The organism is Flavobacterium sp. CR10 (assembly GCF_055814415.1).
On record NZ_CP185985.1, the window covers coordinates 5,231,101 to 5,257,029 of the forward strand.

Annotated in this window: 18 protein-coding genes; 3 read left to right on the forward strand and 15 right to left on the reverse strand. The window is 34.1% G+C overall.

The window, feature by feature from the left end; all coding sequences use genetic code 11:
• Position 1: 1 nt before the first annotated feature.
• The 3 genes from ACNRYB_RS21930 to ACNRYB_RS21940 form a co-directional block, all read right to left on the reverse strand.
• On the reverse strand, positions 2–1,354 hold the full coding sequence (locus ACNRYB_RS21930; RefSeq protein ID WP_343707362.1) for an HlyD family secretion protein: 1,353 nt from the start codon (positions 1,352–1,354) through the stop codon (positions 2–4).
• 2 nt (positions 1,355–1,356) lie between these two features.
• Positions 1,357–3,012 (reverse strand): peptidase domain-containing ABC transporter, encoded by a 1,656-nt coding sequence (locus ACNRYB_RS21935; protein ID WP_473728749.1) that lies wholly within the window; start codon positions 3,010–3,012, stop codon positions 1,357–1,359.
• A gap of 100 nt (positions 3,013–3,112) precedes the next feature.
• Positions 3,113–3,517 (reverse strand): hypothetical protein, encoded by a 405-nt coding sequence (locus ACNRYB_RS21940; protein ID WP_111363002.1) that lies wholly within the window; start codon positions 3,515–3,517, stop codon positions 3,113–3,115.
• 352 nt (positions 3,518–3,869) lie between these two features.
• Here ACNRYB_RS21940 and ACNRYB_RS21945 point away from each other — a divergent pair, with 352 nt between their 5' ends.
• Complete coding sequence (locus ACNRYB_RS21945) at positions 3,870–4,328, forward strand: DUF1810 domain-containing protein (protein WP_473728750.1); 459 nt, start codon at positions 3,870–3,872, stop codon at positions 4,326–4,328.
• A 445-nt stretch (positions 4,329–4,773) separates the two neighbouring features.
• On the opposite strand, the gene ACNRYB_RS21950 is transcribed toward ACNRYB_RS21945, so the two are convergent.
• The 11 genes from ACNRYB_RS21950 to ACNRYB_RS22000 all read right to left on the reverse strand — a co-directional run bounded on the left by ACNRYB_RS21950 (position 4,774) and on the right by ACNRYB_RS22000 (position 22,805).
• Positions 4,774–6,819, reverse strand: coding sequence for a protein-disulfide reductase DsbD family protein (locus ACNRYB_RS21950; protein WP_473728751.1), 2,046 nt, complete (start codon positions 6,817–6,819; stop codon positions 4,774–4,776).
• Positions 6,820–6,965: 146 nt separating this feature from the next.
• Positions 6,966–9,782: a M16 family metallopeptidase gene (locus ACNRYB_RS21955; protein WP_473728752.1), complete on the reverse strand. Its 2,817-nt coding sequence runs from the start codon at positions 9,780–9,782 to the stop codon at positions 6,966–6,968.
• An 11-nt stretch (positions 9,783–9,793) separates the two neighbouring features.
• A complete protein-coding gene (locus ACNRYB_RS21960) occupies positions 9,794–11,176 on the reverse strand; it encodes a TlpA family protein disulfide reductase (protein WP_473728753.1) in 1,383 nt (460 codons plus the stop codon).
• A 27-nt stretch (positions 11,177–11,203) separates the two neighbouring features.
• Entirely contained in the window at positions 11,204–12,676 is a 1,473-nt protein-coding gene (locus tag ACNRYB_RS21965; RefSeq protein ID WP_473728754.1) for an aspartyl protease family protein, read from the reverse strand.
• A gap of 5 nt (positions 12,677–12,681) precedes the next feature.
• The gene (locus tag ACNRYB_RS21970) at positions 12,682–13,554 is read right to left on the reverse strand and encodes a thioredoxin family protein (protein ID WP_473728755.1); all 873 of its coding nucleotides are present in this window, start codon (positions 13,552–13,554) and stop codon (positions 12,682–12,684) included.
• A gap of 66 nt (positions 13,555–13,620) precedes the next feature.
• Positions 13,621–15,141: a PKD-like family lipoprotein gene (locus ACNRYB_RS21975; protein ID WP_473728756.1), complete on the reverse strand. Its 1,521-nt coding sequence runs from the start codon at positions 15,139–15,141 to the stop codon at positions 13,621–13,623.
• Positions 15,142–15,174: 33 nt separating this feature from the next.
• Positions 15,175–15,945: a DUF4843 domain-containing protein gene (locus ACNRYB_RS21980; RefSeq protein WP_473728757.1), complete on the reverse strand. Its 771-nt coding sequence runs from the start codon at positions 15,943–15,945 to the stop codon at positions 15,175–15,177.
• 15 nt (positions 15,946–15,960) lie between these two features.
• On the reverse strand, positions 15,961–17,406 hold the full coding sequence (locus tag ACNRYB_RS21985; RefSeq protein WP_473728758.1) for a RagB/SusD family nutrient uptake outer membrane protein: 1,446 nt from the start codon (positions 17,404–17,406) through the stop codon (positions 15,961–15,963).
• Between the two features lie 5 nt (positions 17,407–17,411).
• A complete protein-coding gene (locus tag ACNRYB_RS21990; RefSeq protein WP_473728759.1) occupies positions 17,412–20,732 on the reverse strand; it encodes a SusC/RagA family TonB-linked outer membrane protein in 3,321 nt (1,106 codons plus the stop codon).
• Between the two features lie 172 nt (positions 20,733–20,904).
• On the reverse strand, positions 20,905–22,053 hold the full coding sequence (locus ACNRYB_RS21995; RefSeq protein WP_343707373.1) for a FecR family protein: 1,149 nt from the start codon (positions 22,051–22,053) through the stop codon (positions 20,905–20,907).
• Between the two features lie 158 nt (positions 22,054–22,211).
• Complete coding sequence (locus ACNRYB_RS22000; RefSeq protein ID WP_473728760.1) at positions 22,212–22,805, reverse strand: RNA polymerase sigma factor; 594 nt, start codon at positions 22,803–22,805, stop codon at positions 22,212–22,214.
• 450 nt (positions 22,806–23,255) lie between these two features.
• Between ACNRYB_RS22000 and ACNRYB_RS22005 the strand changes: the two genes are divergently transcribed.
• Positions 23,256–23,657: a DUF4345 domain-containing protein gene (locus tag ACNRYB_RS22005; protein ID WP_473728761.1), complete on the forward strand. Its 402-nt coding sequence runs from the start codon at positions 23,256–23,258 to the stop codon at positions 23,655–23,657.
• A gap of 41 nt (positions 23,658–23,698) precedes the next feature.
• On the opposite strand, the gene ACNRYB_RS22010 is transcribed toward ACNRYB_RS22005, so the two are convergent.
• Positions 23,699–24,274 carry a Crp/Fnr family transcriptional regulator gene (locus ACNRYB_RS22010; RefSeq protein WP_129745366.1) on the reverse strand — a complete coding sequence of 192 codons (576 nt, stop codon included), beginning with the start codon at positions 24,272–24,274 and terminating at the stop codon, positions 23,699–23,701.
• Positions 24,275–24,439: 165 nt separating this feature from the next.
• Here ACNRYB_RS22010 and pdxR point away from each other — a divergent pair, with 165 nt between their 5' ends.
• Positions 24,440–25,852, forward strand: a complete 1,413-nt coding sequence (gene pdxR, locus ACNRYB_RS22015) for a MocR-like pyridoxine biosynthesis transcription factor PdxR (protein ID WP_473728762.1) — start codon at positions 24,440–24,442, stop codon at positions 25,850–25,852.
• Positions 25,853–25,929 lie beyond the last annotated feature (77 nt).

A 25,929-nucleotide genomic window follows, 5' to 3' on the forward strand; every position in this document is an offset into this window, starting at 1 on the left:
TTTACTTTTTCTCCTTTCCTTTTGCTTCTTTTTCTCCTGAGTTATAATAATTTGGTGGGAAACCATTTAGATTTCGCCAAATCTCGTACCAAACCGAAACGGTTTCTAATAATGCAATACTTTGTGCCCCAGCACCAATACTCAATTCTTTTGGCCAATGACGGTCTTCTCCATCTGGCGAAACTAAAATTCTGTATTTCCCATTCGGACTAATGAAGTTTTCTATCGCTACCACTTTTCCGCCATAAGTTCCGTAAGATAAGCCTGGCCATCCTGAGAATACGATTCTAGGCCAACCATCAAACCAAACACGAACTTTTGCGCCTCTGTGAACCAATGGTAAATCGATTGGATCTACATACGTTTCAACCGCAATATCATATTTAGACGGCATGATGCTTACAACTGGAGTTCCTTCTTTGATAGTTTCTCCAAGACCAGCCAATAAAGCACGGTTTACATAACCGCTTTGTGGCGCTGTAATGTAATACAACCCATTTCTAAGTCTGTAATTGGTATATTGATTTTCCAGTTTATTAACCTGAGCTTCTGTGTCGTATTGTGTGCTTAAAGCTGTAAACTTATCACTTCTTGATTTCGAAATCTTTTCAGCATACTCAGCAGTAATCCTATTAATTTCTACTTTTGCGTTTATCAACTCGTTTTTACTGCTTAGCAATTTATTTTCCTGCGTAATCACATACGCTTCCGATTCTTGCAGTTTTAATCTTTTCTGCTCGACATCTGTAAGCGGTTTTAATCCTTCTTTGTTTAAAGCAGTCGAACGGTCAAACTGTGTTTTTGCAATTCGAAGCTGTGTTTTTACCGCAACTAAATCCATACTGTCGCTTTTTATTTTAAGTTGTGCTTGGCGAATTTTGTTTTGCGCCTGCTGCAGTTTCAATTGTCTTTCTGTATTAAGCGATTGTGCCTGAACATCAAGAGAATTTACTTTATCGCCATACGATTCTACAGCCATTTTTTTGGCATCTACTTGCTGTTTGGTATTGTCAACCAAATTAGGATCCAGATAATCTTCTTTAATCTCCGAAATGTAAAGTATGGTATCTCCTTTTTTTACATAATCACCTTCTTTTACAAACCATTTTTCAATACGTCCTGCAATGGCATTATGAACCGTTTGCGGTCTTTGATCTGGTTTTAAAGTGGTGACAGAACCTGTTCCCGAAATATTTTGAGTCCAAGGTAAAAAAAGGCATAATACCGAAAATATTAAAAACCCGATTATGACTTTGTTTAAAATTTCGTAATGTGGTCTGCGAGCAACACTTGTAATCGATTTGTATTTGCCCGGCGTTATAAGTACGTTATTGTCTTTAGATAAGTTGAGCATGATTAAAGCTTTATGTCGTTAATAATTTTTCCGTCATCAATCGTAATCATACGACTGCATTTGCTTTTCCAAACATCATTTTTAGAAGTAACAATAACTGTCCAATCGTTTTCATCAGAAAGTAAAAAATCAACAATTTTACTCGAAGTAATTTCGTCCATTTTATCAACTGGATCTTCTAAGAATAAGATATTTGGTTTACCCACAATACTTCTTGCCAAAAGAATTTTTTGAACATCAGAAGCAGAAAGTTCACGACCTCCTGGATGAATTTGATTCTCCAGTCCGTTCTCAAAAGTTTTAATGTACGGCGTAAGACCAACATTATCTAAAGCCCATTTTAAATCATCACTATTTAGTTCCTCGTTTCCAAAAACTATATTTTCACGAATAGTCCCTGCAAAAAGCGTATCGCCCTGCAAGTATGTTCCCGCTTGCGCTCTGTAGGTATCTTCGTTAAGGCGATTCATGTAATTATCTGTAACATACATAGCACCGCTTTCTGGCTCTAAAACACCCGAAAGAAGTCTCAGTAAAGTACTTTTTCCTGCACCATTTGTTCCGGTAAGAATAATTTTTTCGCCTTGAGAAATTTTCAAATTGATATTCTTAAGCGATTTTTTATTGTGTCCTGGGTAATTGTAACTAATGCTTTCTGTCTCAATATTGATTCCTTTTTCTGTTTTGTCAGAAGTCTCAGGAATGCAAGAAGTCTCCATATCAGTCACTTGACCGATTTTTTCAACAGAAGTCAAAACGTCATAGAAAGATTCCAGTCCGAAAATGATTTTTTCTACTGAGTTGATCAATAATACAATTACGATTTCAGCTGCTACGAACTGCCCTATGTTCATTTGGTGGTGAATTACCAGAAAACCACCGATAGATAATAAGGCAGCAGTAACAATTACCTTAAAAATAGTAAGCTGAATATATTGTTTTTTCATTACCTGAAAGTGCTTTTCGCGGTAATTGACGTAGTTGGTTACGTAGCCATCATTTCTGTCCAAAGCATATTCGAAAGCGCCTTTTCTGCGGAAACTTTCTCTATTGCGTGCAATTTCCTGAAGCCACGCCGCCACTTTATATTTAAATTTCGATTCGTTCAAACTGGTTTCTAAACCGTCTCTGTACGAAAATTTAAAAATGACATATAATATGACAATAAAAAGAAGTCCGATAACCATGAAGAAAGAATGGTAAAGCACTAATAAAATGATTCCCAGACCGACTTGAAGGAATGCTGTACAGAAATCTAATAAAAGTTTTGCCGTGCCTTTTTGTACCATCAGCGTATCAAAAAAGCGATTGGCTTTTTCTGGAGCATACTCTGAGTACATTTCTTTAAATTTAATTAAAGGCATTCTGTAGGCAAATTCAAATGAAGAGCGTACAAAAATTCGCTGTTGCAAATTCTCGACAATACGCAGCTGAAGGATGGTCAGAATTCCTCCGAAACCTACTCCAACCGTAACTAGAATCACTAGAACGATCCAGGAAACGCTCAGCTGTCCGCTTTGAATAAAATTAATAATGGCTTGGATTCCCAAAGGCAGAGAAAGATTTACTAACCCTGCAAACGCAGCATAGAAGATAATTTGATACACATCGCGCTTATCTAGCTGCAATAAGTTGTAAAATCGTTTGAATGGTGTCATGAATGTAAGTATAAATACAAGATTATTACATAGAATAAATATACGGCAAAAACCGCATTTATAGATTAAGATTTTATCCTAATCCTTAAAAAACAAGTATTTATGAATTTAACCGAGGAGGCGGTATATCTATTTTACCATGAAACCCAAATGAGAAGATTGTATTATCGATATATTTTTTCCCTTCAGATTCTATTAAAAAATAAAAATTAGGCATCAGTGATTCTGATGAAACTAAATATTCCATTAAAGGAATTCCTTTTGCTAATTTGGCTGTTTTAGTATCTTTTGTTTTGTAGTCTTCCAGTTCTTCTGGAACTCCATCACATTTGAAGATTTTTTTCAAGAAGTTGCAGGTAATGCCTTTTACGGTATAAGTTTCAGCGTTATCGCTTAAGATTCTTCCAACACTATTAGAAATGTTTAAACTGCTAATTAGAAAATAGCCGACTAGTAACGCCTGAAGGCATTTACATAAAAAGCTATTTTTAATTTTATTCAACATACTCTAAAAGGCAGAAAGTTTAACTAAATCACATTATTTTGATTCAAGATCCCAGTGATTTAAGGCGTTTATTACATTTTTTCTGAGCGCGCAAGTTAGAGCCAATTTTTTTCTGGAACATTAAAATAACATTAGAATTTAGAATCATTCAAAACTTTAAAATTATATTAACAAGGCATTCTTACAGGCTATCGGAATTATGTAAAGACCAACTACAATTCTATAACTCAAAACGCTACAGGCATCCTACTTTTGGTATTCGAAAATTTGATACAATTCTTTAAAAAATATATTACCTGTGTTACCGATTAAACAAATTAGATTTACAAACCATTTAATACAGAATCAAGAGATGACTTACGCAAAAAATGATTTGACCCGATTTTTAGATGCGCAAAATAAACTTTATCTGACCGCATTATCTGAAATAAAAAGAGGTAAAAAAGAAACACATTGGATGTGGTTTATTTTTCCGCAGATCAAAGGACTTGGTAAAAGTGCTCTTTCTGATTATTATGCCGTTGCTGATCTTAAAGAAGCAACTGAATTTTTAAATCATCCTATTTTATCGAAACATTTAATTGAGATTTCTAAACTTCTCCTTACCTTAAAAAAGAAATCTGCTGAAGGTATTTTAGGAGAACTTGGCGCAAGAAAACTGCATTCTTCTATGAGCTTATTTGTGCAGGTAGAAAATGCGCATCCTGTTTTTCAGGAAGTTTTAGATACTTTTTTCTATGGTCATTTGGATCAACTGACATTAAATTTTACACAAAAAACTAGTGTTCTGCCAGACACAGTGCTTTCTTAATATTTTTTTGCCACGGATTTCACAAATTGTCACGAATTAAAATTGCATGCAGACAATTTGATTTTTTCTGCCACAGATTTCAAGGATTAAAAAGATTATTTTTTAGCTTCGAATTAAAACCGATTCGCGTTAATTCGTGTAATTCGTGGCAACTAAAAAAAATCTGTGAAAATCAATTTAATCTGTGGCAAAAAAAACTCTTCTGCCAGACACAGTGCTTTCTTAATATTCTTAGAACTCTAAAAAAAGCGGTTATTTCAAATTGAAATAACCGCTTTTTTTTATAAAATCATATGTAATCATTCCGTAGGAATGTCTCGTCGGTAATAAAGAACAATTACGTTTACGTTCCTTAGGAACGTTAAATATCGATCATAATATATTTTTCTACCGATGAAATATTCCTACGGAACATATAAATATAAAATAAAGGTAGAAATTATGATTACGAACTTTTCTCAAAATTTGAAACGCCTTTTTTCAACCAATTCAAATATTCTTCGATATCTGGATTATAAGCTGAAGTTTCGTTGAGCGTTTCTCCATTATGATCTACCAAAACATAAAATGGCTGTGCATTAGTTTTATACGTGAGCGTTTGGAATTCGCTCCATTTCTGACCTATATATTTTAATTTTTTACCAGTTATCTGAGAAGTAATCTGCTCGCTCGCATTCAGTTCTCTTTTATCATCTACATAAAGTGAAATTAAAACCAAATCGCCTTTTAAGATTTTCTGAACCTTTTCATCAGACCAAACATTATCTTCCATTTTTCGGCAGTTTATGCAGGCATGACCTGTAAAATCTATCATAACAGGTTTTCCTATTTTTTTGGCATATTTCATTCCTAAATCATAATCGGTAAAAGCCATAATATTATGAGGCCCAAGCTCTGCTCCTTCTGGAAGATTTTGAGTTATTTCTTTTGAAGCGGAATTATTCAATCCGTTCGGAATTTCACTATAATGCATTGGCGGAGGAAAACCACTGATCATTTTAAGCGGAGCGCCCCAAATGCCCGGAATTAGATAAATGGTAAAAGCCAAAACTAAAACGCCCAATCCTAATCTGCCAACACTAATATTCGAAACCGGACTATCATGCGGCAGCTGAATTTTTCCGAACAAATAAAAAGCAAGCGTTCCGAAAATGGCAATCCAAATTGCTAGAAAAGTTTCTCTTTCCAGCCAATGCAATTGCAGAACCAAATCGGCATTAGATAAAAATTTAAACGCCAAAGCCATTTCCAAAAATCCTAAAAATACTTTTACAGAATTTAACCATCCGCCTGATTTTGGAAGCGAATTCAGCCAGCCCGGAAAAGCGGCAAATAATGTAAATGGCAAAGCCAAAGCCAGAGAAAAACCAAACATTCCGACAAAAGGTGCAATTCCGCCTCGCGAAGCCGCTTCTACCAATAAAGTTCCTACGATTGGTCCTGTGCACGAAAATGATACGATTGCCAAAGCCAAAGCCATAAATAATATTCCGACAATTCCGCCTCTATCAGCTTGCGAATCGACTTTGTTTGCCCATGCATTTGGAAGCATGATTTCGAAAGCTCCTAAAAACGAAAAAGCAAAAATCATTAAAAGCACAAAAAAAATCAGATTAAACCAAACGTTTGTAGAAAGCGCATTAAGCGAATCTGCTCCAAAAGCCCAAGTTACAACGGCTCCCAAAAAAATATAAATGGCAATAATGGCGATTCCGTAAAAAACGGCTTTTCTAATTCCTTGCGATTTGGTTTTACTTTGTTTGGTAAAAAAACTCACCGTCATCGGAATCATCGGAAAAACACAAGGCGTTAGCAATGCAGCAAATCCAGAGAAAAACGACAATAAAAAAATCGTCCATAAACTTCTCGATTCGGTTTTCGGCTCACTTTTTTTAATTTCTTTTTTAGGCGTATTTACAATTTCTGCAGGAACAATTTCTTCTGTTTTTTCTTTTATTTCAGTAACCGAAGAATCTATTGTTTCTGTTTTTGTTTCTTCTTTTACAGCAGCTTCTATTAAAGTTTTCGCTTTCGCGGAAGGGCTAACAGTAAACTCCAATTCGTCTGAACTTGGCGGAAGACAATTTTCATCATTGCAAACCATAAATTCAACCTCAGCTTTGATTTTGAAAGGTTTTGCTGAAAGTATTTTAACGCGTTGTCTAAAAGTGGTTTCTTTTTCAAAAAACTTAATCTGCATCTTGAAAACAGGATCGTTAACCGTTTTTCCTTTTTCTTCTTTTACAGCATCAGTTAACTGAAAATCTGCGCTTTTTATAAAATTAAAATGAGTTGGAATCGGTCCTCCGTCAGAAACTTCCTGACTGTATAAATGCCAGCCCGATTCTATAATGGCTTTTGCCTGCAATTCGTATTCAGTATCAGAAATTTTCTCGACACTGGTTTTCCATTTTATGGGATTGTATATCTGAGCCTTTACGAATATGGAAAACAGCAGGAAAAAGCCCAGTAAAAAAATATTCTTTTTCATGGGTAAAAATCTTTAGAAAGAGGGTTGAATAGCAAAAAACAACCCTCCAAGTAATCCGCTATACAAACTAAATTGCTTACTAATTCAAAATAACTATTTGATAGGGAAATACAAATTAAACTCTATTAAATAAAAATTGGGTCAGATTATTTTAATGGTTTGAAAACGACTTCATACGAATCTGCTTTGTTCAAAAATGAATTGGCAAATTCTTGAATGTCTTTTGCAGTAATGCTTTTTACAATGTCAATGTAAGTTGCAGGATCATTCATATCGTAAGCATTCTCAAAATAATTATAAATCAAGTTCATGCTATAACTGTTGAAGTTTTTGCTGTCTTCTCTCGATTTTAAATAATTTGTTCTTGTTTTCTCAATGTCTTCAGCAGCAATTTCTCCTTTCTTGATTTTATCAATTTCCTGATAGACAATTGGCAGCAAATGTTCGACTTTATCCGCATCGCAATCAAAATTAACCTGAAGATTTACTTTAGAAATTGGAAGTTTATCAACATTTGCATTTACATGCGCGCCGTAAGTTCCTCCTTCTTTTTCACGCAGACTTTCAGTATAACGCAAGGTTAATATATCAGCCAAATAAGAAGTTAGAATCCTATTTTTTTGATTAAAAGCGTACTCTTTAGAAAATGCAATTCGAACAGAACTTTTTGGAGTTTCCATTTTGATGAAAACATCTTTATCAATTTTATTTGATGTCCATTTCGGAACTTGTGTTTTGAATTTTTCCTTACGTTTAATTCCATTTATACTAGCGATATATTTTTCTAATAATGGTTTTAAAACTTCTGGCGAAACATCTCCAACAATATAAAATTCAAAATTTGAAACATCTGCAAAACGATCCAGATAGAAAGCTTTCATTTTATCAAAAGATAAATCGTCGATATATTTTTGATTGAATGGCTGTACTCTTGGGTTGTTTTTTCCATAAACCACAGCTGTTAAACTGTCGTCCATTTTTGCATTGATATCATTTGCTCTATTTTTAAGCGAATTTTGTAATCTTTGCTTTAACAGCGCATACATCTGATTATCAAATCTTGGCTGTACAAAACGCAAATGAACCAATTGCATCATCGTTTCAATATCTTTTACGTTTGCAGAACCTGAAACGGTTTCTTTAAGCGAACTAATGCTTACAGAAGAATTGGCAATTTTTCCTTTTAAAACTTTATCTAAATCAACATTCGAAAGTTCGCCAACTCCAGACATCATTGCTAAAGTTGTAGTACGCCCAATTGACGGAAGATCTTGCGGTTCGTACAATGAAGTTCCTCCAAAACTTTCAGCTTTAAGCTCCACTTCTTTTTTGTTTTTATCGGCAAATTTGTAATGCACTTTTACGCCATTGCTCAAGACAAAAGTGGTTGCATCGATTGCAGTTTCTTTTTTCTCCGAAACAATTTTTCCAGAATTAATTTTTAGGTTTCCTAAAAGTGTTTTTCCTTCAAAAGTATCCACATAAGGCTGTAACGATGCATCGTTTTCTGCTTTCTGAATAATATCAAAAGCTTTTTCTTGCGTTAAATTATTTTCGTTTTCTACACCTGTAACCGCTACCACACGATTTTGCGCTGTATATAATTTACTGATTTGCTCTTGAAGAATTTTCGTGTCCACATTTTTCAAAATGCTTTTTACCATTTCAAATTCTGCTTTTGGGTCGGCAATTACTTCGTGATTCAAATAATCGTCTTTTACCATTCCGATAACTTGTTTATGCGGAATCTCATTTAGTTTGTCTAAATAGTTTTCATAACTCGAGATATTTTCTGTAATGGCTCTTTCGATTTCTCCTTTAGAAAAACCAAATTTATACGCACGAACCCATTCGTTCATTACCATCGCAAAAGCTTCAGCTTGTTTTTCTGGTTTCGGAGAAACGTTCAAAATCCACATATCATTCAAACGCGTATAGTTTTGATATCCGATTGATGCACTTTTAAAAGGGCATTCTTGTTTCTGCGCCATTTCTGCCAAACGATTATTTAAGATAGAAAAAGCAAGACTTCTTTGTGTCGATTTCTCTAATTCTGCATAATCATTCGTTGATTTTTCGGCCGTATGACGAATCATATAACTAATATTTGAAGCCGAAATTTCTTTATCTAAAGCCAGTTTAAAAGTTGGTTCTACTTTTTCTGGAATAGCAATTTCAAAACGCTTTTTAGGATTCACAGGTGTCGGAATATCTGCAAAAAGTTTTTTGATTTTTGCTTCGATTTCATCAGCATTAATATCTCCAACAATTGCGATTGCTTGCAAATCTGGACGATACCAATCTTTATAAAAATCTTTTAGAACTTGATATTTAAAGTTCTTTACAATATCCATATCACCAATTGGCATACGTTCTGCATAAAGTGAATTGTTGTAATAATAAGGCGCTAATTGATTGTAAATTCTCGCTCTTGCGTTTTGTCTTGTACGCCATTCTTCGGTAATTACACCGCGTTCGGCATCAATTTCATCATTCGTCAGCGATAAAAAATTTGACCAATCGTGCAAAACCAATAAACAGGTATCGACAACTCCGCCATCTTTTGACGGAATATTGTCTAAGTTGTAAACGGTTTCGTCTGTGCTTGTGTACGCATTGATATTTTTTCCGAAAACGGCTCCTTGTTTTTGAAGCGTATTCAGGATTCCTTTTCCTTCAAAATTTTTCGTTCCGTTAAACGCCATGTGTTCTAGGAAATGCGCCAGACCTTTTTGCTGATCGTTTTCTAAAATCGAACCTACATTCTGAATGATATAATAGCTTGCCGTATTTTTATTGACCTCTGTCGGATAAATATAATACGTCATTCCGTTTGGCAGAACTCCTTTTTTTATTTTTTGGTTGACTGCAATTGGATCTGTTGCTTTAAAGTTTTGCGCTTGCGCGAAAGTCAAACTTCCGATAAAAAGAAGTAAAACTGATATTTTTTTGCTGTATTTCATAAAGCTATTAATTAACCTTTCAATAATTTATCCAGTTGCACTCTCAACTCTGGATTTGACGGACGAAGCGCATCGGCATTGATAATATTTCCTTTTGTATCAAACAATAAAAATCTCGGAATCGCATTTACATCGTAATTTTTAGCTACATCAGAACCAAAATCTTTGTCTGCCATTAACTGAATCCCTTTTAATTGTTCTTTAGTAACAAAATCTTTCCATTTTTGTGCGTCTTTTGGTTTATCCAATGAAAGACTTACAAAAACGATATTTTTTCCGTGATAATCTTCCTCGATTTTTTTCATGTGTGGAATCTCTGCTTTACAAGGTCCGCACCAAGTCGCCCACAAATCGATGTACACAAATTTACCTTTAAAATCTGAAAACGAAACTGGTTTATCGTTGATGTCTTTATAAGTAAAATCCAACCCTTTTTGACCCACATTTTTATGCAATACTTTTTCATATTCTAATAAAAATGCTTTACTCGCGTCAGAAATCATAAAAGGTTTAATGCTTGGTGCAATTTTTTCGTATTCTTCAATTTTCATTCTTGAAGTTGCCACTTCTTCACGAAGATACGCGTCTTTTAAAGCTGGATCTGTAATATGAGTAATTGATTCTGTTAAATCTAAACGTTTTGGTTTTTCACTGCCATTAATGCTTACATAGAAAAAATAATTGGTCATCAAAGAAACTCCATTCGCTAATTTTAACAAATCTGGATCTGTAAACTTCTTGTCTGCCATCCAAGTTTTAATCACTGCCGGACGATCGTCTTTGTCTGGAAACACAGATCTTGGCATTCTGAAAAAAGTATACGTCAGTTCTTCAACATCTGTTGCGACGGCCAATTTTAATAGTTTATTGAAATTCGCATCTTTGGTTTTAATTGATTTTGAAAATTCATCTGCTTTAGCAAGACCTTTATCAATGAACGGATAAAATTCTACATACGATACATTTTCACCCAAACGTGCAAATGGTGCAAATTCGTTGTAGATTTCATTTGCTTTTTGCACCAAAGCATTTTCTCCGATATTCTTTCCGCTTAAAACGTAATTTGTTTTATTGATTACCAGATTTAAGTCTAGTTTAGGTTCTAAATACAAACGAATTAACTGGTTTCTGCTTTTAAATTGCCCGTAATCTACATAATAAAAGCCAGCAGCTGAAACTGGTGTCATAAAGCCGAATTCCCCCAACGAATTGACTTTTGCGGTAGCAGCAACGACTGGCTTTCCATCTTCGACATTGTAAAGCGTAATTTCTTTTGTTTTTAAATCTGGAATCGCGATTGTTCCTCTAATAACTGCATATTCTGAAAGGTTTGCAGCAAAACTCATTTGAACCGTGATGAAGGTCAAAATGAAATAAAAAATGTGTTTTTTCATTGTTTCTTTGTTTTTTGGTTGATAGTTTTAAATTGAAATTCTCATAGATTGATCGCCTTGTTCTATAATAAAATCTTTGCTTTCTTTAGTTTCTTTTAGCTTTTTAAGATTTTCAGGACTTAATAAATCTTTAGCTTCAAAATCGTTAATCTGTGTAACTTTTGCTCCAATTTTGACTTTTTTCAAATCCTCATTTTCCTGATCTATAATTCTCTTTATCAGAAGGTTTTGGTTTTCGTCAAAATCCAAATCAAGTCCGCTTAAAAAGAAAGAAGACGTCTTTTTGAAATTTTTGTTAGGTTCCAGATAAACCGTTTTATCTAATAAATTGATTGTAAAATTGAATCGCTTGATCAGATCAATTCCAAGAGAACCATCGGCGAAAGCCCAGTTTTTATTGGCTTCGTCATATTCCTGCAAAGCAATTGTTACGTTTGGAAAATTGTTTCCGTTGATTGCAACATTTGGAATGGCGCCGCCGACAATTTTGGTTTGTTTTCCTAAACTGAAATTGACAGAGTTGTATTCGGTTTTTAGACTTGCTTCTAGATTGTTTTTATGATTGAAAGGTCCGTAAGCTATAAGATCGTAACCAGCCCCAGTATCAAAAGTGAAACTGCCTTCGACTGTTTTTTTATCTTCAAAAGTCAGATTCATTTTTACTACCGGAAGTCCCGATTTATAATCAAAAACCAGTGGTTTTGCTTTTCCCAAATAATTAAAATTTCCAAAATTGTACAAGTCAATCGTCATCGTATCAAAATTGACCGACGTGATAAAATTTCTCAACAAGTTTGCACCAAATAATCCGTCGTAAACTCCATGTTTTGGAAAAATAACCAAACCTTGATTCTTTAGAACTTGATCGCCAATATAAATGGTGTTATCTGCCGAATACTGCACTTGCTGACTTCCGCCAACTACAGAAGCCGATTTGCTTTTGGTTACTACAACACCAGCTTTGTAGGCGCTGTCCGGATTGAGCGCCATTCCGTCCGCGCCAGTATCAAAAAGCATTAAAAATTCGCGATCGGCTTTGTTCAGTTTTATTTTAATGGCGATTCCGTTTTCGATAATTTCAAACGGAATGCTCGCTACTTCTTTTACTGCTGCATGTCGATCCACTTTATATAAACCATCGAAAAAAGTCACGTACAACATTTTATTTTCTGAATTGAAAACAATTTGAGACGGCTTTTTTTCTTTTCCATTAAAACAAAAATCTACCAAGACAAAAGTTTCATTTTTAATCGCCACAGATTTTCCAACCTGAATAGAATCTAAAGCCGGAAATGCTTTGAAAATTCCGTTCAAATAAAATTCGTTTGAAGAAGAATCTCCAACGCCAACAGTAAATTGCGGCGCCAAAAGATCTTTAATCTCCGCATAACTTTTATTCTGAAAAGCTTTTTCGAAAGTTTTAATAGATTTCTGAATGCTGTTTTGAGCATGAATCGCACAACCAGAAATCAATATTAAAAAGAATACTATCTTTTTCATTTCGATTACTTGTGTGAAGCCGACGGATTAACTACCACTTTTTCTACTCCAAAATCTTTCAATAAAATGCCTTCATATTTTGTGTATTCTTCTGTTGAATAAAATGGTTTCATTTCTTCTATAAGTTTTTTGAAAGAAGCTAAATCATTCGTTTTTTCAAACTCTTTTTTCTTGCGCTGTAGAATCGTAAATACATGATTTGAAACACTTCCAGAACCATAATCTTTATACAACTGTTTTACATTTTTTAAATAAAAATCATCGTATTGGCGTCCAATTCTTAAACCACTTATGATAACAAAGGGAACTTCGGCCGTTAACGAAGGCTGCGCTTTTAAATAAGCATCGGCAGTTTCAAAAGAAACATTTCTTTTTCCGTTCAAATAAGCGTCTTTATAAAAATCAGGATAGTCTTTTTCTTGAATTTGCGCAGTGTATTTTTTGAAAATTCCTTTTTTAGCTGAATCTTTAGCGCTTTGAAGCAAAGCTGTCAGCTGTTCTACGCTTTTAAATCCTGATTCGATATCAATAATTTTCCCTTCAGAATTCATCAATAAAAAAGTTGGAAAACCAGTAACGCCATATTTCATGCATAACTTTTTACCGATTTCTTCTTTCAAAATATCTGATTTGAAAGTGACAAAATCAGCGCTTAAAATTGCCGCAACTTTCGGATCAGGAAATACTTCTTTATCCATTTGTGCGCATGGCATGCATCCTGTGAAATACAAATCGACAAAGATTATTTTTTTCTCTGTTTGCGCCTGTTTTTTAGCTTGTTCCCAACTTTCTTGAGTGGATTGCGCTTGTGCTTTTAAGGCAATAGATGGACAGGCAAGCAGCAAAACTGCGCTTGCGATTTTAATAAATCGTTTCATAAAATGTGGGTTATTCAGCCGAATGAATTTTAAAAATTCATTCGGCTTTGAGTTATCAATCTTTAATTATCTAGCACGGTATGCAACATCAACAATTTTACACAATCCTGAATAACTATAATCAAGTACCAAATCTCCATTTACAGGAGGAACAGTAAATAATTCTAGTTTTCCTACTGAACCATTGTAACTTCCAACAATTAATTTTTTATTGTATAATTTATTGGCTCTTGCATTACAATCCAGATAAGTGATTTCTTCACTTCCTTTGTCCAGCATTAATTTTGCAGACTGAGTTCCATTATCATACTCATATAGTTTTCCTCCAACTGCATAAAACAAATAACCAGAATCTGGACTTACAGCAAATTTGGTCGCTTTATCAAAATCTGGAGCATTCAAGATTTCTTTATAATACGTTTGCGCAAAAGCTTTATTAAATCTCAACAAATGAAATTTACCTGTTGTAATATTTCTTAAGACCGCAAAATTTTCATAGGAATTGTAAGCTGATGTAGTCATAAACACTAGATCGCAATTGGTATTGTTCCAATCCAAAACAGTTGGAGAACCAACAACTGGAGGCATTATAGAACAATTTCCTTTTACTACATTCATACGAACAAAACGACGCAAATCTTTATCAAATAAAACTGGAGGACCACCGTATCCCTGATTCTCCGCTATAAAAGGCGCCGCATAAAAAGGTTTTGTTTCTGTATCCAAGATATTGTTTGGCAAACCATATCTAACTTGCTGCACTTTTATGTAACTATACACATTTCCTTTGCTGTAAATAATGTTTTCTGCAGGGCCAGCAGATTTCATAAAATCAACACCAAAATTGGTATCAAAAGCACCACCAACACTTTCGTACGCAATATTTTGAGATTGTGTCCAAGCAAAAGAGTCTGGTTCTAATCTTGCTGTACCAGTTTCTGTAGAGGTTACATAAATTCCATAAGCAGTAGAAGTGGCAAGGGCTGAGCCAAAACATTCTACATCGACAGCTTTACCACTTAATTTTAGAGCTGAACCTGCAGCGTCTAAAACATCTGTAATAACACGTGTCGTTCCGTTTGGTAGTATAGAAACCATATCTAATCTTGCTTTTCCATCAACATCACCTACCACAAGCCAGCCTTCATAAATAGCCGAAACTACATTTAATGTAAAATAGTCCTGTTTCTTTGTAACTCCAGTAACTTTGTCAGTAATTAAAAACTCCGTTTGCCAAGTAACTCCAGTAACTTTATCTGTAATGAGGTAATAAATCTTGTACTGACCAGGAGACAATTTTATTGCGGCATCAAAATCTTTTGTTGTGCCTATAACGGTTCTAGTTCCCTTTAACGCAATCCATTCAAATGTATAGCGATTAGGATCAGTCCCATCATCTTTGGTAGGATTTAAATTTGGAGATATTTTAAAATTTTCTCCAGTATAAACAGTATACTCATTTTCGATACCTGTTACATTTAAGGTATTAATATCAGTATAATTGTAATTACCTTCATCACTTACGCAGCTGCTCGCTAAGATCAATAGGAGCATCACAGCTATTTTAATTTGTATCTTTTTTATCATTTTTATACGTTTTATATGAAATGAATTTGATAATTATGGAAGGAACATTTCTGTGCCGTCTTCTTCATAAATAGTATTTCCAGATTTCTTCTGATCGGCTAAGTAACGTTTCATAAAATTTTGATAATACGTTACATCAGGCACCGTTAGTCCTGGAGAGCCAAGTTTCTGTGCAAACATTTCTGGATTTAGACTCATTAGTTCACACATTAAAAAGAATTTCTTAGCAGTAAAAACACCCAAATAAGCGGCAAACCATCCTGGAGGTTGTGTTAACTTGTCATCGAAAGTTATTTTACATCGAATAAAACTCATGGTTTTCCCAGTAATAGAATTCACTACTTTTGTCTTCATTTTTGTGGTAAACCATTCATTTTCTTCAAGATTTAAAACCAATGTATATTGATTGGTTTTCATATCTGGAGTTCTAAAAAAAGCAACATCTACTGTATCGACATGTTTTCCTGCATGAAGGTAAATTTCTTTAGGAAGAGAGAAATGAGTTCCTTCAATCGCTGTGCTCGATGGATCTACAGTAAGTTTTACTTTTCTGTCAACATCACTTAGGTTTCCTTGAACTCTAATTGGAATTTTAAAAATTCTTCCTACAATAGCCGGTCTGTCTAAACTGAAACTAAAACCCGTACTATCACGAACAGGTTCAGTAATTCCGTTAGGCGCATATAAGGCATTAGAAAAATAAATATTATCGGTGTCTTGGTATGTTTCAATTTCTTCTTTCTCGCAAGATGTAAATCCTAAAAAAGAAACCAAGATTATACTTAAAATCAATATCTTATTCATATTTAATCTTTTAAATTATTGAAAGTTAATTTCAGAATCTGGTAACGGTACTACATATTGAGTGGCATTCATAGTCAAATTTCCTGATGCAGCAGCACCGTTTGGAATATTTGCCGAATTGATTCTTTTGTAATAGAAAAACAACTGTCCTTCTCCAATAAATTCTTTTCGATATTCTTTTGTGACTTCGGTTGCTAAAACTGCTGTTGCTGCTAAATTTCCAAGTCCTCTGTTAAAGCGAAGCGTGTTCAAGTAAGAAATTCCAGTCGCAGGAACTGTTGAAGTTTCGGCTGCAATTAAATACATTTCTGAAAGTTTGAACATTGGAATTTGCAAACGAAACACTTTAGTCTTATCACTAACATCTTCATATTTAAAGAATGTTTTCTGAGTTTTTCCTCCAACAATTGGAATTTTCCAGCTTGGAAGACTTCTATAATCGTTATCATTCGACTCGAAAACTGCATTGATTCTAGACAATAACGGAGAATATATTTTACGATCTTCCAGACTAGAATCAAACAAATCTTTTTGTTTGGTATATAAGGTATAATCGCTTAGAGCAAAGAAATTTTCTGAAGAAAAAATACGATCAGGATCTGCTGCATTAGTTGCATCTAAAAAGGCTGTCCAAGGAAAAAGTGTATTTGATTTTGTAAAATTGATTACTTCATTTGCTATAGTTGAAGCACCTGTTTTATCTCCAGAATATAATAGGACACGTGCCTTTAAGCATTTTACTGCCAAATAATTCATTCTATTTCCTCTGTTTACAGAATAATACGGATTGCCCCCAAAAGCGCCCGATCCTGTATACTTTCCAGTGGTCAAAACAGGGTCATTTGCTAAAAGAGTTAAAGCCTGATCAAGATCTGCAAGCACCTTTGCAATTACATCATTTGCTGGAAGAATCGGGTTAATTGTTGTTACATATTTATCATAATAAGGAATTCCGGGATCAGCAGGAGCTACTTTGTAAATAGGCCCATAAAGACGAAGCATATCAAAATGAAGCATAGCGCGAATCGCAATCGCTTCGCCTTTTAACATATTAGCTTTTTCTGCAGAAATTACACCAGCATGTTCTTCTATGCTTTCCAGAAATTTATTGGCTGATAAAATGGTTGTAAATGCTGTTTCCCAAATACTCGTGAAAGTTGCCTTAGGTGTTTTTTCAGCATAGTTATAACTCGCCATAGTATATTTTTCATGATTTGACTGTATATTATACTGCTGTGCCAAAATCTCAACGGCATCCATAGTCAGCTGTTTGCCATAAAGATTATTGGAGGCCAATTGCAAATAAAGTCCATTGTGCACATTCTGAACTCCTGTTTCTGAATTGTATAGCTGTGATTCTAAGATTTTATCCTGAGGTACCACATCTAGAAAATCACTACAGCCAACAACTGTAAGAGATACTAGAAAAAGGAATGAAATTTTATGTAAATACTTTTTCATACTAATTAAAATGATACGTTTAAATTAAGTGAATAGATTCTTGAAAAAGGGTAATCGATACCTCGCTCGGCTTTGATAGAAGACACTAGGAAAAATTCGTTTGCAATAGCATTAAATGCTAATCCAGTTAATCCTGCTCTTTTTAGCCAAGCTCTATCAGTTACTCGATATCCTAGACGCATAGATTCTCCTGCTATATAATCGTCTTTTTGAATAAAGCGAGAAGATATTGGAGTAGCATTCGTCAAACCAATAGCTTTAAATTGCGCTACCTGTCCTGGTGTTGTCCAACGATCTGTAAAAGCTCTCGCATCTTGATTATCAAAAATATTATCCTTCGAGATATTTTCTACTTTGTTGTACAAGGCAGTATTAAATCTTTCCGCTCCAAAACTGTATCGCACTAATAGTCCGAAACTGAAGCCTTTATAGGTTAAGTTTGTAGAAACAACTCCTGTAGCCGTTTCTCTAGAATTCCCCATTACCACCTCATCTTTTTTATCTAATGTAAAAGTCGATTGACCATTTTTCTTCAAGAAGATTTCTCTTCCTGTTGCAGGATCAATTCCTAAAGAAGGAACAGCCCAAAGATCGTTGCTGCTCGCTCCATCGTAATAACGCGTAAGACTTGTTGTTTTTTGAGCAGCCTCATTTAGAGAAGAAAGAGCATTATTAAAACCTCCTAATTTATTATTCCCAGAAGCGCCCATAATACCAATTCCCCAAATAAAGTTCTTTTGAAGATCATAAATAAAGTTGTAGTTCACTTTCCATTCTATTCCTTGTGTAGCTAGATAGCCTATATTTAGTGGATACGAATTTACCCCTGTTGAAGCAGCCATGTCAATACCTACAATTTGAGGAGAAGTTTTACGTTTGTAAGCTCCTAATGTTGCAGTCAATCTGTTTCTGAACATAGCCAAATCTAATCCAACTGATAAATCTTTGGTTCTTTGCGCTTCTAGATCAGGATTTGCCAATTGAGAAACCGATAGTCCAGGACCAAAAACGTTAGTGTTAATACTATATGAATAAACATCATAAGAAGCAAAACCTACTAAATTTTGATTTCCTGTCTGTCCAATATTTCCGCGAAGTTTTAAAATATTAACAATGCTTTCGTTCATTTTGAACTCATTATTGATATTCCATCCCACACCAACACCCCAATATGGAGAATATTTTTTATTGGTTCCGAAGTTGGTTGCTCCTGACATTGTTTGTGTAAAATCAAACAAATATTTTCTATCATAAGCATAGTTGATTTGATTGGTTAAATCAACACTTCGAATTAACTCGGTGAACACTTTAGGTTTTCCGTTTGGCTGGTATCCAAAAGCAAATGCTGGATTTCCTTCAACACCTAATGGAAACCCTCTCAACGTAGTTCCAAAAGCATTGTTTCTAGTTTCTAAAGCGGAAGCTCTAATGGTATAATTGAAAGAATGTACATTTTTAAAAACATTAGAATAAGTGGCACCAAGATTGGCGTTCCATTTATCAGTAATTGCCTCATTTTTAAAGTACGATCCTTTTTCTGTCGCAATATCCTTAATATATCTCGTATCATCTGGCGATACAAAAACAGTTGAAAGCGTGCTGTTTCTTGTTACCGATAATGCTCCAGTTGCTTTTATATGTGGATTTATATCGTAATTAACAGCAAAGTTATTCGTAAAATTGAAAGAATTTGATTTATCGTAGCTACCTAAGAAAACATTGTAAAGCGGATTAGGAGCCTGATTTACCACAATATCTTTTGCTTCTAAAGGTAATGACGAACCATCTAAATAACGTGTTATAATTCCATCTTCATTATATTTTGGATAATACGGACTTGTTTTTGCCCAAGTTTCAAAAGAGCCATACGGTGATTCTTGGTTATCTCCTCCAGAAACAAAAAACTGATTGTTAATGCTCAATTTATTCTTTCGGTAAGTTAAAGTAGCATTGTATCCCCAGGTATTATGCTCGGTTCCTTTCATAGTTCCTGTAACCTTTTTATAATTTCCTGCGATATTGAATCGGAACTCGTCACTTCCACCTCCGAAATTCAAACTATGCCCTGAGGTAATTCCCATTTGGATTGGCTCATTTAACCAATACGTATTGATTCCGCTTCGCACACCTGCCAAACGTCTTTGATATTCTTTTTGTACTTTAAAGTCAAATTCAGAAGCATTATTAGAAGTGGTATATACTCCAGAAAGCCTTTCAAACTCCAGTTTTTGCTCTGCATTCATTAAATGATAAACACTTAAATCAGCCAATTCGTAAGATGAATTATAAACGTAATTAAATTGCAATTTTCCAGGTATTGGTTTGTTTGTTTCAATAACCACAACACCATTTGCAGAACGAGAACCGTACAATGCTGTCGAAGCCGCATCTTTTAATAAAGTGATGCTGGCAATTCTATTAATATCTAAATCGACAACTTGCTGTAAAGTGGTTGGAAATCCGTCCAAAATAAACAAAGGCTGATTCGGATCATCTCTAAACTGACTATCAACCTGATTGGCTGTTAAACTTGTCTGACCTCTCACCTCTATAGTTGGCAGAATATTTGGGTTTGAACCTGCAATATTATTATTAACAACAATAAAAGACGGATCTAATGATTTTAAAGCCTGAACCGCATTTTGCGTAGACACCTGTCTTAATTCCTCACCTTTAAAAATAGTTACAGCACCAGTTATCAATTCTTTTTTACGAACCGTAACCCCTGTATTTACAACAACTCCTTCAAGCTCTTTTCGTTCTTCTTGAAGTTTTATATTGATTATTTTTCTGTTATTAACCTCAATAATTTGCGCACGATGCCCGATATAGGTAAAGAGAATTTGTCCATCATCTGGAGCTATAATGGTATATTTACCATCAAAATCGGTTTGGGTAGCAACGCCCGTGCCTTTTACTTTGATGTTTACACCTGGAATAGGCTCTCCTTTATCATTGGTAACCGTTCCTTTAATTTCAATAAATTTGGATTCTGGCGCTACAACTTTTTCGGCTGCTTTTTTCTCTTTTACAATAATCGTATTTCCAGCAGAAAAACTAAAATCAAAATCCTTATTGGAAAAACTGGCTTCCAATAAATCATTCACTTTAATTTTTCCCTTTTTTAAATGTACTTTAGGTAATTTTTTAAATAAATCTTCCTGATAAATAAAAGTATAGTTGGTTTGTTTTGTAATGATGTCAAAAACTTCGTCAACAGATACTGTTTTATCAGCTGTAATTACAACTTTCGTGTTTTGTGAAAATAGATTTACGGGAGAAAAACCAAAAATTGTAGTACAAAACAAGAAGATAAAAGTTCTCATAATGTTAATAATTAGCCGCTTTCTAAAATAGAAATAGGCACTGGTTAATTTAAATTTCATAAATTTACATGTTAATTGGTGGTTGGTTAATAAAACTGACTTACTGGTTGATACACAGAAAGGGATAAAGCGCAGTACGGTGAGAGGTCTAAACTTTAATCCCTTTTCTTTTTTATTTGATTATAATTTTATTGTCTTTCTTTTCATAGGCATTAATAAAATTGATATTCTTGATCGTGGTTAATATGTCTTCTAATTTCTGATTCTTATTTAAAACCCCATTAAACTTGACATTGCCAAGCGCTGGATCTGCAAATACAATATCAACATCGTACCATCTTGACAGTACTCTCGCAATATCTTTTAAAGGCATTCCTTTGAATACAAACAATCCTTTTCTCCAAGAAATCTCATTGTAGACATCTACTTCAGAAACACTAATATTTCCGTTGTACTCTGTAATTTTAGATTGCTGGCTTGGAGTCAGAATTTGCTTTTTAGCAGCATTGCTAACAGCAACAACTCCTTGTACCAAAGTCGTATAAATGGCAGGTTCATCTCTGTAGGCCTTAATATTAAATTCGGTACCAATAACCTCGACATTCTGTTCTTGAGTTTTCACTTTAAATCTTGAACCTTTATGTTTGGTGCTTGGCGAAACTTCAAAATAAGCTTCTCCATAAACCAATTCTACTTGTCTGGTCTGGCCGTCAACAAAAGCAACTGGATATTTTAATTGCGATTCAGAATTCAGCCAGACTTTGGTGCTATCGGCTAACTGTACAAAAAACTGTCCGCCTCTCGGAATCGTCAAAAGGTTGTTGGCAATTGCTGCAGATTTTCCGTTTGAATTGTAAATTAATTTTTCTCCGTTACTAGAAGCATTTCCTTTTGTATATGATTTTCCTTTTTCTAATTCGATAACAGAACCGTCTTCAAGAGTCAGAGTTGCTTTATCACTTCCGATCAAAATTTCTTTGTGCGCTACTTGCGGAGTTTCAATCTTAAGGGGATTTGTTTTATTTATTATTAATGAAATTGAAATCAGCAATAATAATGATGCCGCCATGGCAATCAATTTGAAAGATGTTTTGGTATAAAATGGCTGAATTGATATTATTTTAGATTCTTCAGATTGAATGGCATTTTGAAGACGCGTTCTCATCTTAAATTCGAGTTCATCTTTAGATCCTAAAGTTTCGTCCCAATCCTTATCGGTTTGGAAACTTTCATAATAATTCAATAATTTATTATTCTCCTCGAGATTGGTATCACCGGAAAGATATCTATTTAATAACAGTAAGAAATCCTCTTTTTTCATTTTTTATTTTATTATTTCGGGAGTATATGAGATAAGTAACCAAAAAGGAATATACCCCCTAGTCCAAATTGCATTTTTTTTGATTTTTTTTTGAAAAAGAATTAAAAAAGAAGAAAAACCACACACCATCAACCCAAATCACTGCATTTTTAATTCCGCTAAAAGATATTTTTTGAGAGCCACAAAATCATTGCCATACTCATGCTTTCGCCCATCGAAGAACGAATGGTGTGCAATGCTTTGGTAATGTGGTTTTCGACTGTTTTTGTAGAAATATTAAGCCGTTCGGCAATTTCTTTATGACTCAGCTGTTCTTCACGGCTTAGTTTATAAACTGCCTGGCATTTTTCTGGAAGCGATTCGATTATTAAATTCAGCTGTTGCACCAATTCGTCGTGCATTAACTGTGTTTCTGGAGTTGTAGATAAGAAACGTTTTTCTAAATCATCAAAAAGTTCGACATGAACTTTGTCTTTATTTTTTCTCAGGTGATTAAAAACCTGATATCGCGCACAGGCATACATATACCCTTTTAGCGAAATATGGATTTTGATTTTTTCGCGATTGTGCCAGATATTCATGAAAATATCCTGAATAATATCTTCACACAATTCTTTGTCTTTAATGACATTATACGCTGACATAAAAAGTGCCTGCCAAAATGTATTATACAATTCTGTCAATGCCAATTCATCGCCGCCGCGAAGACGATCGATTAAAATCTGATCCTGATTTAAGATGGAATTTGGCAATGATGGCAGTTTATGGAGATTGAATAATTCGCAACAAACTTAATAAATTCCGTTAATAATCCTAATTTGTTCTTAGTCTCAGAGACTTGCATTTCTGATAAAACTTAATTTTAACAGCAGATTTAGTTTAAAGAAATTCTAATTTCACCAATAAAATCAGCTTGTTTTTTAAACATAAATAAAATTCACAATTAAAATAAAATGAATTTTCTAAAATCTCCAAAACAACTTCTTGTTACGTTAAAATTGTATTTTTATTAAATTTCAAAAAAATGACGTAGCCAATTTCTTTAAATCTAAAATTGAGTTTTTCAGACTTTCTTTTTTTAACTCAAAATTTCTTAAATAAAAAAAATGCGCTTCTTCTTTTCTTATCTTAAGTCAAGGTCTTAACTTTTTAATAGCCATTACATTTGAGAATTATTAACCTAAAACTCAAAATACATTTTTATGAAATCATCAATCTATCTTAAAATTTTACTTTTTATTGTCGGACTTATTGGTTTTTCGATTGGTATCGCGCTTTTATTTTTTCCGATTACTTTTGAAGCTTCGGCAGGTATTTATCTTAACGAAAATAATTTTAGTCTGTTGAGCGAAATCCGTTCTTCGGGAGGAACGCTGATTGTATTTGGAATTGTAATTGTTACGGGAGCATTCAAATCTTCATTTACAAAAATTTCTCTGCAAACGGCGATTTTACTGTATTTTGCTTACGGATTTTCTCGCTTATATGCCATAATTGTCGATGGAATTCCAAGTCCAACAATTCTAAATGCGGCAATATCCGAAATTGTAATCGGAATTATTTGCACTGGATTTTATTTTAAATATAAAAGCGAACGCGGATAAAACAGATTCGCGATAATTACGTTTTAGCTGTAAAAACAAACTCATTTCTGAACTATCCTTTTTCTAATTCTGCTCAATGATTCGGGCGTAATACTTAAGTAACTGGCAATATGAACGAGCGGTATTCGATTTAAAAAATTAGGATTCGATTTCATGAATTTCAGATAACGTTCTTCTGGATTGTAATTGTTTAGCAAAGCAATATAACGTTCTGCTTTTCGATAATCTGAAACCATGATCAACGAAGTTATATGCTCCAATATTGAGCTTTTTAACTGCATTTCTAATTCTTTTTCTCGAGTGCCACTCACTAAAATAGTATCTTCAAGACATTGGATGTTAAATTCAGAAGGTTTTCCGTCTAGATAGCTCGAATAGATCACTAAAGGCATTTCTTCTATAAAAAAGCCCGAGGTTTTTTCGACTCCATCAATCATTTTGAATTTTCTTAAACAGCCTTTTAAAACCAAATAACATTTATCGCTAATCTGTCCTTCTGTAACTACAAAATCGCCTTTTTTAAAAAATTCGATTGTTGTGTTTTCAATAATTAGATCAATATCTGAAGGCTTAAATCTATTGAATTGTTCTAAAAATTTCCGAAGCAGATCATTCATTGTTATGATTTTAAATTTTCATTTTTAAAAATAACAAAAGCTATTTAAAGTACTGAATTTGAGGCTTATTTTTTTCGCCACTATACTATTAAAAATACTCTAATGATAATTATTGTATTTTTGGACTAGCAAAATACATTCATTTACCCAACAAAAACAGTCCAGATGCTTAGACCGTGGCCATTAGAAATTCAGCTTGATAAAAAATCAGATAAAGCCATTTACCTGCAAATTGCCGATGCTGTAATAGATGCCATAAAAACTGGAAAATTGGTAAGTGGCAATGCATTACCAGGAAGCAGACAACTCGCCGAATTATTGAAAGTAAACCGAAATACGGTTGTGGAAGCTTTGGATGTTTTAATTGCCGAAGGCTGGCTCATAACAATTGATCGAAAAGGAACTTTTGTAACACAGTCACTTCCGCAAATCAATCATGCTGCAGAAAACAAAAAAGACCAAAAAATTAAAATAGAAGAACCTAAAAGTTTTTTAGTTTTTGATGACGGACTTCCCGATAGCCGTCTTGCACCTATGAATGATCTGGCAAGAGCGTATCGAGAATTGTTCAGCCGAAAATCGCGCTGGCAGATTATGGGTTATAGCACCGAATTGGGAAATTTGGAGTTTAGAAAATCGATTGCTCAAATGTTGAATTTTAAACGTGGCATGAGTATTTCTAAAGATCAAATCTGTATTACGCGCGGAAGCCAGATGGCGATGTATTTGGCTTCACATTGCATTTTAAAATCTGGCGATTTTGTTTTGGTCGAAAATCCGGGTTACAAACCTGCTTGGGAAGCTTTTGAAAATGCAGGCGCAACATTACTTCCTGTAAATGTAAACTGGGACGGATTGGATATCGATCAATTAGAAAAATATCTTGAAAAACATTCAGGCATAAAAGCAATTTACGTTACACCTCATCATCAATTTCCGACCACGGTAACGCTTTCTTTAAAAAAGAGATTAAAACTGATTGAACTTTCTAATCAATATAATTTTACAATTATTGAAGACGATTACGATAATGAATTTCATTTTGGACAGCGCCCAATACTTCCGATTTGCAGTTATTCGGTTTTGAAAAACTATATTTATATTGGCACTTTCAGCAAAATTGTTGCTCCTGCGCTTCGTATTGGATATCTGGCGAGTTCTCATGAAAACATTCAGAAAATCGGAAACCATAGAAAAATAATAGATGTACAAGGCGATAATATTATGGAAGAAGCGATTTTGAACCTCATCAATGAAGGGAAAATAAAGCGTCATCTCAAAAAAGCCAATTTGGTTTACAAAAACAAAAGAGATTATTTTGAAAGTCTGCTAAATCAATATCTGAAAGATAAAATCACCTTTACAAAACCTGAAGGCGGACTTGCATTTTGGATTGTTCCAAAAGAAGAAATTAATGTTCTTGAAGTTTTTGAAAAGCTAAAATCGCAAGGCATTCAGATTATGAGCCCAAACCGATTTAGTTTTGATGAGACTATCAAAGGTTTTCGTCTAGGATATGCTTCACTCTCAGAAAAACAAATGGAGGAAGGAATAAGCGTACTTTCAAAATTGCTATAAAAAGCCCTTCGACTTCGCTCAGGGTGACATGAAGATTGTCTGGCTGAGCGGAGTCGAAGCCTTTCTAGTTATCAGTC